The organism is Streptomyces sp. NPDC006512, from assembly GCF_040611935.1.
Classification (GTDB): domain Bacteria; phylum Actinomycetota; class Actinomycetes; order Streptomycetales; family Streptomycetaceae; genus Streptomyces.
This window is the reverse complement of record NZ_JBEXPG010000002.1, coordinates 48,631-61,732: the sequence shown is the minus strand read 5'-3', so window position 1 is coordinate 61,732 and position 13,102 is coordinate 48,631. Positions and strand designations below refer to the sequence as shown.

Here is a 13,102-nt window from a genome sequence, read left to right as displayed (position 1 = left end):
CGTTGCCTAGCGGATGTTCGGGTCGAAGGTGAAGATCACCAGCGTGCCCAGAAGGATGGTGAACACCGTGGCGGTGTAGAGCAGGCCCTTCAGCCACAGCCGCGTGTTGGCGCGCTCCGCGTAGTCGTTGATGACGGTACGCAGACCGTTGGCGCCGTGCAGCATGGCCAGCCACAGCATCAGCAGGTCCCAGACCTGCCAGAACGGGGACGCCCAGCGGCCGGCCACGAAGGCGAAGCCGATCTTGGAGACGCCGCCGTCCAGCACCAGCTGGATGAGCAGGTGGCCGATGACGAGCACGACCAGGACGATGCCCGAGAGGCGCATGAAGAGCCACGCGACCATCTCGAAGTTGCCGCGGGTGGAGCGCGGGGTCTTGCCGGTGCGCTTGCGCGGGGCCTCGATGTAAGGCGCCGGGTTGTCGACGTCGTAGAGGGACACGCCCTCCACGTCACCGATGCCCTTTTCGAAAGAAGTGTCAGAAGACATGCGTGTCACTTCCCGAAGAGTTCGAGGTAGGCGTGGCCCAGTACGGGGTACAGGGCCCCGACCATCAGCACGATCCAGACGCCCACGACCGACCAGAGCATCTGCTTCTGGTAGCGGGGGCCCTTGGACCAGAAGTCCACGGCGATGACACGGAGACCGTTGAGCGCGTGGAACAGGATTGCGGCGACGAGGCCGTACTCCAGCAGCGCGACGATCGGAGTCTTGTAGGTAGCCACGACATCGTCGTACGCCTCAGGGGAGACGCGGACGAGAGCGGTGTCGAGGACGTGTACGAACAGGAAGAAGAAAATGAGGACGCCGGTGACTCGATGAGCCACCCAGGACCACATTCCTTCCCGGCCGCGGTACAACGTTCCAGCCGGCACGGAAAACCCTCCGGAAGCGGGGCGGGGGCCAGCCGGCTTCTTTGTCGGTCGGGCCCGGCCGGGTACGGTCCTCCGGCCCCGGACATCGTAGCGACGCTTTGTCGGTTCCCTCGCGCGGGGGCCATCGGTGTGATCAAACAGGCACGGACGGACTATCCCACAGGGGCGAATAGCCCGAAATCGGCCTCAGACAGCCCATCGGCCGACGCGGCCCCGTCGAGTCCGTCCAACAGCGAGGGCAGCCGGTCCAGCAGCCGGACCAGCCTGGCCTGCGCGAGCAGGCGCAGCTCGTCGGCCGAGATCGACCGCTCCTCGTCCACCTCGTGAGCCATCCTGCGGCGGATCGCGCCCAGCAGCTGGTCCACCTGCTCCTCGGGCGGATGGCCGTCCAGGCAGATCACGAAGGCGTGCCCGAAGGTCCGCTCGTACTCGGCGCGGGCCGCGTCCAGGGCCAGCAGCGCCGCGTACGGGGCCCCGTGCCCCAGCTCCGCCGAGGACTCAGCGGCCAGGGCCTCGGTGAGGTCGCCCTGGGAGAGGTCGTACGAGGCCTCGTCGGCCGCGGCGAGTAGGGAGGCGGTGTCGGGGTAAGGGCGGTGAGCGGCCACGCGGTGCGCCCAGCGCCGGCTGCCGCAGCAGTGCAGCAGCGCGGCCCGGGCGGCTTCGGGGGGCAGGGAGTCGAATCGCGCCAGCCCGGAGCCGGAGGCTGCGCCGCGGACCTGTGCCGGAAGATGGCTGGACAGCGGAACTCTCCTCGGGGCGTGGCGCGGGTGTACCGCCACGCTAGCGATCTCGGGCGGTGAGTGTCGTACCCATGCGGGGTTTTCACCCGGAAGTGAGCCGAAAGGATGACGTGCGCGCGGAAGGGCTCACCGAAGGACGTACCGGCGGCTGCGCGGGGGGTGTGCCGGAGAGGAGAGCGACCGAGGCCGCCACCCCCCACAGGAGAGGCCCCGGTCGCCATCCGACACGGACTCGTGCGACAAGCCCGTACCCCTGTCAGCGCCGCGAGTGCGTTTTGTGTCACACCTCGCTCCGCGCAGGGTTGGTTGCAGGTTGTACAACTCGTGGACGAGAGGTGCTTGAAAGCCGTAACGTGCGGATTTGCGCCACACGTACAGGACAGTGAACGGGTTGGGGACTTTGCTGGGGGACGACGCGGAGCTGACCGCCGCGGTGCTCGCGGCACAGGACGGCGACGAGAACGCGTTCCGGACTGTGTACCGCGCCGTGCACCCGCGCCTGCTCGGATACGTACGCACGCTCGTCGGGGACGGCGACGCGGAGGACGTGACGTCCGAGGCATGGCTGCAGATCGCCCGCGACCTCGACTCCTTCACCGGCGACGCCGACCGCTTCCGCGGCTGGGCCGCCCGCATCGCCCGCAACCGGGCCCTCGACCACATACGGATGCGCGGCCGCCGCCCCGCCATCGGCGGCGACGACAGCGAGCTGAGCGGCCACGCCGCCGACAGCGACACCGCGAGCGCCGCCATGGAGGCCCTGTCCACCGGCCGCACCATGGCGCTGATAGCCCAGCTCCCGCAGGACCAGGCCGAGGCCGTCGTCCTGCGCGTGGTGGTCGGCCTCGACGCGAAGAGCGCCGCCGAGACCCTGGGCAAGCGCCCCGGCGCGGTCCGCACCGCCGCACACCGGGGACTGAAGAGGCTCGCGGAACTGCTGGGCACTGCCGAACTCGAAGCGGAATTCGGCCCCTGCGTCGGCCATAATGCCGATGACCAGGCACGGGAGCGCGATCTTGACGCCGTACCGGCGCAGCGCGGACGGGCCGGGGGCCTCGTAGAACAAACCGGTGTGACGCATTCACGTTGGCGGACGCAGAAGGACATGTGATGGCCGACGAGCACAACGGGTGGCTGGACGCAGCCGCGGCGGACAGGCTGCTGCGCGGAGAACCCGCCGGCCCGGCCGGAGCGGGCGCCGATCCGCGGGCCCGGGCCGAAGCCGCCCGCCTGCGCGCCGCCCTGGACTCCCTGTCCGTGCCCCGGCAGCCCGGACGGGAACTGCCCGGCGAGGAAGCCGCCGTGGCCGCCTTCCGTGCGGCACGGCCCGCCGGCGCCGCCCCGCGGCGGCCCGCCGCCGGCGAGCCCGCCGCCCACGAACCCCTGGTCTCCCTCACCCCGCTGCCCCCCGTACGGGTCCCCGCGCAGCGGCGTACGAGCACCTCCGTGCGCTTCGGCCTCGCGGCGGCCCTGGCCGGCGTCGCGGTCGGCGGGATCGCGGCCGCCGCCGGCAGCGGCCTGCTGGACCGGGCCGCGCGCCACACCGCCGGACCGGCCCCGGCCGTCTCGGTCAGCGCCGACACGGACCGGCCGGCCGGCGGGGAGAACGACGGCCCCGCCCCGCTCATCCCGCGCCCGGACCCCTCCGCGCAACCCGGCGTCGACGGCTTCGCCGCCTCCCCGGGCACCTCGCGGATGCCGGGCACGGACACCCGTACGACGCCCGGCACCACCTCGGGCAGCGCCTCCGCCCCGCACCTCCCCGGCGCCGGCACCGGTACGAGTGCCAGCACCGGGTCGGGATCCGGCTCGGGCGTGAACGGCGCCGTGGACGGCGGCCGGGACACGGTCACCGACCGCACCGACAAGACCGAAGGCACCGGCAGCGGCAAGGACCGCGACCGTGACCGCGACAAGCAGGTGCGGGCCGCCGACCTGTGCGAGAGCTACCGGGCGGGGCGGATGAACGACGACCGCCGCGCACGCCTCAGCAAGCTCGCCGGAGCCCTCGCGCTGATCCCGCGCTACTGCGAGGCGGTGCTGGACGGACCCCGCGACGGCCTGCCGCAGAGCGGTTCCGAAGGGCCGGGCACCGACATCCTCAAGGCGCCGACCCCCAGCCCCCAGGGCAGCTCGCTCGGTTTCCGCAACCGCCGCTGAGCCGGGTCCGGACGGCCCGCGCGACGCCGCCGCGCACTCCGGTAACACTTTTCGAACCGGCGGCGCAGTACATAACGAGCCGACTGGTCATCGGCCGCGCATGAGCCGGGGTTCCCCCCGTACCCCTGGGCTCTGCGCAACCGGCGCGGGCGGGGCACGTTCCCCCGGCCCTGCCCGCGCCCTCAACTTCCCGCCGGTGGATCACCGGCGGCGCGTCACCAGTAGACGACGACCTTGTCGCCCACCTGGACCTGCTCGAACAGGGTCGACAGCCGGGCCTTGTCCCGGACGTTCACGCAGCCGTGCGAGGCACCGTCGTAGCCGCGGGCCGCGAAGTCGGACGAGTAGTGCACCGCCTGGCCCTGGCTGAAGAACATCGAGTACGGCATCGACGTGTGGTAGATCGTCGACGTCCACTCCTTGGCCTTCCACTCCACCTTGAACTCGCCCTCGCGGGTCGGAGTGTTCTCCGAGCCGAAGCGGACGTCCATCGTGGAGACGACCTTGCCGTCGATCATCCAGGCGAGGGTGCGGCTCTCCTTGCTGATGCACATGACCCGGCCCGTCATGCAGCGCGGGTCCGGCGCGTCGACCTCGTTCGTGGTCGGCGGGCGCAGTTCCTGGTCGGTCGGCTTCTTGCTGGCGCCCTGGATCTTCTGCCAGGTCGCGTCGTCCACGGAGCCCGTCGCCGGGAGCCCGTTGTCCGTCTGGAACTTCTTCACCGCGGCGGTGGTCTTCGACCCGTAGAAACCGGTGGGGGCCACCGACACCAGCTTGAGCTGGCGCAGCCGCGCCTGGAGCTCGCGGATCTGGTCGCTCTCGTCGCCGTTCGCCATGATCGGCTTGGGGCCGCCCTGCGCCGACGGCTGACCCGGCGACGCGGACGCGGACGCCGCGGAGGAGGACGACGGCGCCGGCGAGGACCCGCCCGGCTTGTCGTCCTGGCCGGACGGGGAGGCGGCCGGTGAGCTGCCCGCCGGCGAGGACGGGCCCGGCCCGGCCGCACCCGGATTCTGGGGGCCGCAGGCGGTCGCGGCGAATGCGACAGCTGCGGCAAGGCCGAGCGTGCGGATCATGACTCTCTGGCGGTACATCGCGGTCCCCCGATTTCAACGTCGTGTATCTAGGTGATGCTTCGCGGGCGTGGACAGTTGCAGACCGTCTCCGGATGTTGCGCCATTGTGACCAGCGGCCGTCGCGGGACGGTTGTACCAGCCCGTGGGCCCTCCTGCCCCACGGACACGGAGGGTTCGCGCCATGGTCCGTCCCACCGCACGCACCGAGAGCGGCATCCCCATCGAACCGGTCTACGGACCGCGGGCCCTGACGGACTGGGACCCGGCCGTCAGCCTGGGGGCGCCGGGGGAGTACCCGTACACCCGGGGCATCCATCCCACGATGTACACCGGCCGCCCCTGGACCATGCGCCAGTACGCCGGGTTCGGTACGGCCGCCGAGTCCAACGCCCGCTACCGCCGCCTCATCGAAGCGGGCGGCACCGGCCTGTCGGTGGCCTTCGACCTGCCCACGCAGATGGGCCACGACTCCGACGCGCCGCTCGCCCGCGGGGAGGTCGGCAAGGTCGGAGTCGCCGTCGACTCCGTCGAGGACATGCGGGTGCTGTTCGACGGCATCCCCCTCGACCAGGTCTCCACCTCGATGACCATCAACGCCCCGGCGGCCCTGCTGCTCCTGATGTACCAGCTGGTCGCCGAGGAACGCGGCATCGGCGGGGAGCGGCTGACGGGCACGGTCCAGAACGACGTACTGAAGGAGTACATCGCGCGCGGGACGTACATCTTCCCGCCCGGCCCGTCGCTGCGGCTGACGTCCGACACCTTCCGCTACTGCCGCGCCGAACTCCCGCAGTGGAACACCATCTCGGTCTCCGGCTACCACATGGCCGAGGCCGGGGCCTCGCCCGCGCAGGAGATCGCCTTCACCCTCGCCGACGCGATCGCCTACGTACGGGCCGCGCTCGGCGCCGGGATGGACGTCGACGAGTTCGCGCCGAGGCTGTCCTTCTTCTTCGTCGCCCGGACCGCCCTGCTGGAGGAGGTCGCCAAGTTCCGGGCGGCCCGCCGCATCTGGGCCCGGGTCATGCGGGAGGAGTTCGGCGCCCGCAACCCCCGGTCGCAGATGCTGCGCTTCCACACCCAGACCGCCGGGGTCCAGCTGACGGCCCAGCAGCCCGAGCTGAACCTCGTACGGGTCACCGTGCAGGCGCTGGCCGCCGTGCTCGGCGGCACCCAGTCGCTGCACACCAACGCCTTCGACGAGGCCATCGCCCTGCCGACGGAGAACTCCGCCCGCCTCGCCCTGCGCACCCAGCAGGTCCTCGCGTACGAGACGGACGTGCCGCACACCGCGGACCCCTTCGCCGGGTCCTACGCGGTGGAGCGGCTGACCGACGGGGTGGAGGCGGCGGCGCTCGCCCTGATGCGGCGGATCGAGGAGCTCGGCGGGGCGGTGGCCGCCATCGAGGCCGGATTCCAGAAGGAGGAGATCGAGCGGAACGCCTACCGGATCGCGCGGGAGCAGGAGTCCGGGGAACGGGTGGTGGTCGGCGTGAACCGGTTCGCGCTGGAGCGGGAGGAGCCGTACGAACCGCTGCGGGTCGATCCGGCGATCGAGGCCCGCCAGTGCGCGGCCCTCGCCCGGCTGCGGGCCGGACGGGACGGGGAAGCGCTCGCGGCGGCGCTGGCGGACCTGCGCCGGGCGGCGTCCGGGACGGAGCGCAACGTACTCCCCCCGATGAAGGAGGCCCTGCGGGCGCGGGCCACGGTGGGGGAGGTGTGCGGGGTGCTGCGGGAGGTGTGGGGGACGTACGAGCCCTCCGGTTCCAGCTGGTGAAACTCACTGGCGGGACAGGTGCGTACCTGTGCGACACTCCTGCGCATGCTGGGTGTGACAGATCTTCCTACGTACCTCGCCGGCCTGGTGCTGATCATTCTGCTGCCGGGGCCGAACTCGCTCTACGTGCTGTCCGTCGCCGCGCGCGGCGGGGTGCGGGAGGGCTACAAGGCGGCCTCCGGTGTCTTCACCGGGGACACCGTCCTCATGGTGCTGACCGCCGCCGGGGCGGGCGCGCTGCTCCAGGCGAGCCCGGTGGTGTTCACCGTGGTGAAGTTCCTCGGCGCCGGATACCTGGGCTGGCTGGCCGTCGGCATGATGCGGGCCGCCTGGGGCATGTGGCGCGACCGCAAGGCCCGCCAGGAGGAGCTGCTGACCGGCGAGGCGCCGGAGGGCGGCGCCGAGCGGCCCTACCGGCGGGCGCTGCTGGTCAGCCTGGTCAACCCGAAGGCCATCCTGTTCCTGCTGTCGTTCTTCGTGCAGTTCGTCGACCCCGGCTACGCGTACCCGGCGCTGTCGTTCCTGCTGCTCGGGCTGGTGTCGCAGCTGGTCAGCTTCGTCTACCTGTCCACCCTGATCTTCACCGGGACCCGGCTGTCGGCCGCCTTCCGCCGCCGCAAGCGCCTGTCGGCGGGGGCGACCTCGGCGGCCGGCGTGCTCTTCCTGGGCTTCGCCGCCAAGCTCGCCACGAGCTGAACGCGGCTACGGCCTCCCCCCGGCCACCCCGCCGAGCCGGCGCCGCACCCGGTGCACCACCCGGCGCACGGCCGGACTGCGCGGGAGGAACGCCAGCTGGGCGGGGATCCCGCCCGGCAGGCCCAGCGCGGTCAGCCGGCGGCGCTTGAAGTACCGCCAGGTCTGCTCCGTCAGGTGCCGCGCCAGGTAGCGCTCGGCGTCCGCCCGGCGCTCCGCGAGGACCCGCGGCTGCATGGTGAAGCCGACCGCGGCGACCAGACCCGGCAGATCGGCCGGGGGCCCGTCGGGCGCCGGTCCGGCCAGGTCCGGGACGAGGGCGTCCACCAGCGTCAGCGGGATCCGGTTGCTGTTCTGGTACGGGGCCAGGCGGGCCAGTATGGCGCCGGTCCCGGCGCGCGCGACCGGGATCCCGTACAGCGCCCGGGCCGTCAGCAGTCCCGTCGAGAAGCAGCCCACCACCAGCGCCGGGCGCAGCTGCTGGTACAGCGTCTCCGCCAGCACCGGGGCGTCCAGCACCGTCAGGCGCGCCCCGAGGCGCACGGCCTCCTCCTCCGCCCGCCGGGAGTAGGCGGCGGGGGCGCTGGGGTGCGGCTTGAAGACCAGCTCCCGGTGGCCCCACTCACAGGCGCCCCGCACCATCTCCACGTGGAGCTCCTCCTCCTGCGCCGGGGACATCAGGTCCAGCGCGGAGAGGTACTGCCCCAGCAGCAGGGCGGGCGCCTCCGCCCCGGCGTCCTCACCGGCCGCCGGGGCGGGGTCCCGGGCGGGGTCCCGGGCGGGCGGTACGGGAAGGGCAGGGCCGGGGAGCTCCGCCAGTTCCGCCAGGACCTTCAGGACGGCCGGTGCGGGGATCACCTCCGCAGGCACCCCGAACTCGGTGAGCAGCAGCGGTTCCAGCCCCGGTACCAGGTCCAGGTGCAGGACCCGCCGCACCCGCATGCCGATCTGCGGATCGAGGCGGAAGCGGGTGGGGCCGTACGACATCAGGCCGTCGGCGTAGACCTCGACCGCGGCGCCCGGGAAGAGCCGGCACAGGCTCTGCGCGGGCGGCACCTGGAGCGACTCCACGACCAGCTCGACCCGGTCCTCGCCGAGCCCCCACAGCGAGCGCAGCTGCCGTTCCCACAGCGGGACGTCCTCCGGGCGCGGGGCCCAGGTGCTGGGGTGCTGCGGGGCGACGACGGCGTTCCAGTCGAGCACCTCGTCGAAGCGGGTGCGCAGCGCGGCGAAGCCGGGCAGACCGGGCAGGCCCGGGGTGATCTCGGGCGCGGGGGAGTGGTTGCTGGTCAGCAGGATCCGCCGGCCGGCCGGGGGGAGGACGCCCGCGTCGAGGGCGGCGGCGAGCGTGGCCGTCCCGTACAGCGTGGAGGCGAGGAAGAGCTGGGTGACGCCGGGGCCGTTCACGCGGCGGCTCCCGCGGCGCGCGCGGAGGTGCGGCGGCGGAGTTTGCGCAGGAGGGCGGCGCGTTCGGCGTCCATCGAGGCCAGGGACCCGTCCAGTACCGCCTGGGGCATGCGGCCGAGCGCGGCCGCGCTCATCGACCGGAGTTTTCTGGCCACGGCAGGTTCGAACCTCTCGATGGACCCGATATGGTGCGCGATAATCGCGCAATACGTTCGGACGGCTTTGGGGAGCAGCAGTTCGGATTCCGGGTCGGCGGCCGTGTCCGCCAGTACTTGATCAAATGCGCGGATGAAATCGAGCTGCCGTTCGTCACCGATCTGCGTCAAGGACGTGGAAATGCCGCGCCGGTAGAAGATCCCGGGCATTCCGACCGCCGCGAAGGACCGTGCCTCCCGGTGCAGCCGCCAGATCCACGGCCGGTCCTCCGCGGTCCGCAGCCCGTCCGTGAAGTGCAGCAGCCCCCGGTCCAGCAGCCGCCGGTGGTACATCCCGGCCCAGGCGTACGGGTAGTCCACCGCGGTGGCCCGCGAGACCGGCAGGATCCCGGCGCGCGGATCGGCCACCACGCCCTGCGGCCCGTACGGGACGCGCTGCACGCTCCGGGCGCGGCCCGTCACCTGGACGTGGTCGGTCCGAACGAAATCGCAGTTCAGGGCCTCGATGGCGGCCAGGGTGCGGGACAGGTGCCCCGGCTCAAGCCAGTCGTCGCCGTCGAGGAACGCGATGTACTCCCCGGAGGCCGCGTCCAGCCCGGTGTTGCGGGCCGTCGCCAGCCCGCCGTTGCGGTCCCGTCTGAGGTGCACCGCCCCGGGCAGCGCGGCGGCCGCCCGCTCCAGCAGCTCGGGCGTCCCGTCCGTGGAACGGTCGTCGACGAGCAGGAACTCGAAATCCTCGCGGGAGTTCAGTTCGAGACTCTTCAGGGCATCCGGTGCGTATGTCTGCACGTTGTAGAACGGCACGACGACAGAGAGCTTGAGCACCCGCGAGACAATAGGGCGCGGGCCGTCATTCACCATGGCCCGGACGCGGATTCCATGTGAACGAAGCGCGGCGGGCGCGTTAACCCGCACGCTTTCGCATTTCGTCGACGGGTTGTTAACCCGCCGTTGTGCGTTCGTTGGGCCGAACACCGGAAATGCGGAATAGCTTCTGCCGGGTGCCAGTGCCACTCAGCAGCAGCCGAGCCGATCTTCGCATCGCCGTCATCGCCGATTCCGATACGCGGTGGAAATGGGGCGCCCTCACCGCCCGCCGCCTCGCCCCGGACCCGGAACACCGCCGGGTCACCGGGTACCTGTTGCGCGGCCGGGCCACCCCCACCCCGCGCCAGCTCGGCGAGGCCGGCGTCGTCACGGACGGCCTCCCGACGGAGGTGACCTGCGCGCAGTTCCTCGCCGAACTCGGCCGCGAACGCTTCGACGTGGTCGTCCTCGCCCTCGTCGGCGGCGCCGTCCAGGCCGTCCTGCACGGGGTCCGCGCCCTGTGGCCCGGCCCGGCCGCCCGGCCCGTCCTCGTCACCGGGTACGTCGGCGTCGTCTACGAGAAGCTCGCCGACGGGCTGCTGCTGCGGCACGGAGCCGACCTCGTCCTCGCCAACTCCCGCCACGACGCCGGCCGGTTCCGCGCCGTGTACGAGGGGGTCGGCGCGGACGCGGGCGCCGTCACCGAGACCGCCCTGCCCTTCCTGGGCGGCGCCCCGTACGCCCCCGCGGGCGGCGGCGCCCACACCGTCGTCTTCGCCGTGCAGCCCTCCGTCCCGGAGAGCCGGGCCGACCGTACGTACCTCCTGGAGCGGGCCGCCGGCCACGCCCGGCTCCACCCCGGGCGCGAGGTGCTCGTCAAACTGCGCAGCCGGCCGGGGGAGCACACCACGCACCTGGAGGAGCACCCCTACCAGCGCCTCGCGGAGCGGCTCCCCGGCGGGCTGCCGGCCAACTGCCGGCTGGTCTACGGGAACATGGGCGAGGTGCTGGACGGCACCGACCTGCTGGTCACGGTGTCCTCCACCGCCGCCCTGGAGTCCCTGCACCGGGGCATCCCGACCGCCGTCCTGACCGACCTCGGCGTCCGCGAGGCCCTCGGCAACCACCACTTCCTCGGCTCCGGCTGCCTGACCTCGTGGGACCGCCTCGACGAAGGCCTCCTCCCCCACGGCAACCCCCACTGGCTGGCCACCCACGGCGTGACCCCACCCCACCGGCCCCCACCCGTCACGCTCCCGGGCGGTCCGGCCCCGGAGGCTGTCCGTCCCGAAGTCCCTGCCTCCGCCCCCGGCGCCGACGTCCCGCCGGGCCTGCTCTCCGTACGGCCCGCCGCTGAGGAGCCCGTCCAGGACAGCGGCCCCCGCACGGGCGGCCCCCGCGCCGAAGGCGGCCACGCCGACGCCCACGCCGTCGCCCGGGCCCGGCTCGCCGAGTTGCTCGCCCGCGAGCGGCTCCCGGCCGTCGCCCCGTACTACACCCCCGCCACCGCGCCCGGTTACCTGCCCGGCATCCTGGCCCGCCACCACCTCGGCATCGACGGGACCCCGCTCCCCGGCGCGGCCCGCCCGGAGGCGGCGGAGTCCGGGGCGCGCCGCTGGCTCCGGGCCCACCTGCGCGAGGCCGCCCGCGGGGCGTACCGGCACGGCGTCCAGCGCGTCGCCCCCGTCATCCGCAGGCTGGGGGAGCTGTGAGGGTCCTCGCGGTGATCCCGGCCCGCGGCGGCTCCAAGGGGGTTCCGGGCAAGAACACCGCCCCGGTCGGCGGGGTGCCGCTCGTCGCCCGCGCCGTCCTCGCCTGCCTGGCCGCGCCCACCGTCACCGACGTCGCGGTCTCCACCGATTCCGAGGCGGTCGCCGCGGCGGCCCGTACCGCCGGGGCCCAGGTGATCCACCGCCCGGCCGAGCTCTCCGGCGACACCGCGAGCAGCGAAGCCGCGGTCCTGCACGCCCTGGACGTCTTCGAGGCCGCCCGCGCCACCACCGTGGACGTGGTCCTCCTGGTGCAGTGCACCAGCCCCTTCCTGACCCCCTCGGACGTGGAGTCCGTCGCCGTCGCCGTCGCGTCCGGAGCAGCCGACTCGGCCCTGACCGCGGCCCCGTTCCACGGATTCCTCTGGCGGCCCGGACCCGACGGCACCGGAACGGGGGTCAACCACCAGGCCGCGCACCGGCCCCGCCGTCAGGACCGGCCCGTGGAACTGCTGGAGACCGGCGCCGCCTACGCCATGGCCGTACCCGGCTTCCGCGCCGCCCGGCACCGCTTCTTCGGGCGCACCCTCCCCGTCGCCGCCGACCCGGCCCGCGTCCTGGAGGTCGACGACCCCCACGACCTGGCCCGCGCCCGCCTCCTGTCCCCCCTCTTCGACCCCCAGCCCCCAGCCCCCACACCCCGAGCCACCCCCGTACCCGCGGCCCCCGCCGCCCCCGCCGCCTTCCCGCACACCGATCGAAGGACCGTACCCGCCATGACCGTCACCCCCGACTCCCGCCTCCGCAGCTTCGGTTCGCGCACCGCCGGCCCCGGCCGTCCCGTCTACGTCGTCGGTGAGATCGGCATCAACCACAACGGCGACCTCGGTACCGCCTTCGCCCTCGTCGACGCCGCCGCCGAAGCCGGCTGCGACGCCGTCAAGTTCCAGAAGCGCACCCCCGAGATCTGCACCCCCCGCGACCAGTGGGACATCGAACGGGACACCCCCTGGGGCCGGATGACCTACATCGACTACCGCCACCGCGTCGAGTTCGGCGAGGCCGACTACCTCGCCATCGACGCGCACTGCGCCAAGCGCGGCATCGACTGGTTCGCCTCCCCCTGGGACACCGAGGCCGTCGCCTTCCTGGAGAAGTTCGACGTCCCCGCCCACAAGGTGGCCTCCGCCTGCCTCACCGACGACGAACTGCTGCGCACCCTGCGCGCCACCGGCAGCACCGTCGTCCTGTCCACCGGCATGTCCACCCCGCAGCAGATCCGCCACGCGGTGGAGGTGCTCGGCAGCGCCAACATCCTGCTCTGCCACGCCACTTCGACGTACCCGGCCAAGGCCGAGGAGCTCAACCTGCGGGTGATCAACACCCTCCGCGAGGAGTACCCGAACGTCCCGATCGGCTACTCCGGGCACGAGACCGGCCTCCAGACGACCCTGGCCGCCGTAGCCCTCGGCGCCACCTTCGTCGAACGGCACATCACCCTCGACCGCGCGATGTGGGGCTCCGACCAGGCCGCCTCCGTCGAACCCGGAGGCCTCACCCGCCTCGTCCGCGACATCCGCACCATCGAGACCGCCCTCGGCGACGGCGTCAAGCGGGTCTACGACTCCGAACTGGGCCCGATGAAGAAGCTCCGCCGCGTCCAGGCCCCGGTCCCGGCAGCGGTCTGACCTCCGCTCCGGCCC

12 protein-coding genes and 1 pseudogene are annotated in these 13,102 nt (G+C 73.0%); 7 read left to right on the top strand and 6 right to left on the bottom strand.

What is annotated here, in order from left to right; translation table 11 throughout:
• Positions 1 to 6 precede the first annotated feature (6 nt).
• The 3 genes from ABZZ17_RS01585 to ABZZ17_RS01575 form a co-directional block, all read right to left on the bottom strand.
• Positions 7 to 489, bottom strand: a complete 483-nt coding sequence (locus ABZZ17_RS01585; RefSeq protein WP_267012636.1) for a succinate dehydrogenase hydrophobic membrane anchor subunit — start codon at positions 487 to 489, stop codon at positions 7 to 9.
• A 5-nt stretch (positions 490 to 494) separates the two neighbouring features.
• Complete coding sequence (sdhC, locus tag ABZZ17_RS01580) at positions 495 to 875, bottom strand: succinate dehydrogenase, cytochrome b556 subunit (RefSeq protein ID WP_266934686.1); 381 nt, start codon at positions 873 to 875, stop codon at positions 495 to 497.
• 152 nt (positions 876 to 1,027) lie between these two features.
• Entirely contained in the window at positions 1,028 to 1,615 is a 588-nt protein-coding gene (locus ABZZ17_RS01575; RefSeq protein WP_356871142.1) for a 2-oxo-4-hydroxy-4-carboxy-5-ureidoimidazoline decarboxylase, read from the bottom strand.
• 400 nt (positions 1,616 to 2,015) lie between these two features.
• Between ABZZ17_RS01575 and ABZZ17_RS01570 the strand changes: the two genes are divergently transcribed.
• The gene (locus ABZZ17_RS01570) at positions 2,016 to 2,726 is read left to right on the top strand and encodes an RNA polymerase sigma factor (protein WP_356871140.1); all 711 of its coding nucleotides are present in this window, start codon (positions 2,016 to 2,018) and stop codon (positions 2,724 to 2,726) included.
• Complete coding sequence (locus tag ABZZ17_RS01565) at positions 2,726 to 3,775, top strand: hypothetical protein (RefSeq protein ID WP_356870804.1); 1,050 nt, start codon at positions 2,726 to 2,728, stop codon at positions 3,773 to 3,775. The genes ABZZ17_RS01570 and ABZZ17_RS01565 overlap by 1 nt, the downstream gene beginning before the upstream one ends.
• A gap of 215 nt (positions 3,776 to 3,990) precedes the next feature.
• Here the strand turns inward: ABZZ17_RS01565 and ABZZ17_RS01560 are convergent, their stop codons facing one another.
• Positions 3,991 to 4,869 (bottom strand): L,D-transpeptidase family protein, encoded by an 879-nt coding sequence (locus ABZZ17_RS01560; RefSeq protein ID WP_356870802.1) that lies wholly within the window; start codon positions 4,867 to 4,869, stop codon positions 3,991 to 3,993.
• Positions 4,870 to 5,032: 163 nt separating this feature from the next.
• Here ABZZ17_RS01560 and ABZZ17_RS01555 point away from each other — a divergent pair, with 163 nt between their 5' ends.
• Both ABZZ17_RS01555 and leuE read left to right on the top strand, forming a co-directional pair.
• Positions 5,033 to 6,628, top strand: coding sequence for a methylmalonyl-CoA mutase family protein (locus ABZZ17_RS01555; RefSeq protein WP_356870799.1), 1,596 nt, complete (start codon positions 5,033 to 5,035; stop codon positions 6,626 to 6,628).
• A gap of 45 nt (positions 6,629 to 6,673) precedes the next feature.
• The gene (gene leuE / locus ABZZ17_RS01550) at positions 6,674 to 7,324 is read left to right on the top strand and encodes a leucine efflux protein LeuE (RefSeq protein WP_356870797.1); all 651 of its coding nucleotides are present in this window, start codon (positions 6,674 to 6,676) and stop codon (positions 7,322 to 7,324) included.
• A gap of 6 nt (positions 7,325 to 7,330) precedes the next feature.
• On the opposite strand, the gene ABZZ17_RS01545 is transcribed toward leuE, so the two are convergent.
• Entirely contained in the window at positions 7,331 to 8,728 is a 1,398-nt protein-coding gene (locus ABZZ17_RS01545) for a polysialyltransferase family glycosyltransferase (protein WP_356870795.1), read from the bottom strand.
• Positions 8,725 to 9,708, bottom strand: a complete 984-nt coding sequence (locus ABZZ17_RS01540) for a glycosyltransferase family 2 protein (protein WP_356870793.1) — start codon at positions 9,706 to 9,708, stop codon at positions 8,725 to 8,727. Before ABZZ17_RS01540 ends, ABZZ17_RS01545 begins: the two co-directional genes overlap by 4 nt.
• Positions 9,709 to 9,863: 155 nt before the next feature.
• Here ABZZ17_RS01540 and ABZZ17_RS01535 point away from each other — a divergent pair, with 155 nt between their 5' ends.
• The 3 genes and pseudogenes from ABZZ17_RS01535 (at position 9,864) to ABZZ17_RS01525 (ending at position 13,087) form a co-directional block, all read left to right on the top strand.
• Complete coding sequence (locus ABZZ17_RS01535; protein ID WP_356870791.1) at positions 9,864 to 11,402, top strand: DUF6716 putative glycosyltransferase; 1,539 nt, start codon at positions 9,864 to 9,866, stop codon at positions 11,400 to 11,402.
• A pseudogene (locus ABZZ17_RS01530) lies at positions 11,399 to 11,785 on the top strand (NTP transferase domain-containing protein); the annotation flags it as partial. The gene ABZZ17_RS01535 and the pseudogene ABZZ17_RS01530, both read left to right, overlap by 4 nt.
• A gap of 390 nt (positions 11,786 to 12,175) precedes the next feature.
• Positions 12,176 to 13,087, top strand: coding sequence for an N-acetylneuraminate synthase family protein (locus ABZZ17_RS01525; RefSeq protein ID WP_356871138.1), 912 nt, complete (start codon positions 12,176 to 12,178; stop codon positions 13,085 to 13,087).
• Positions 13,088 to 13,102: the final 15 nt, after the last annotated feature.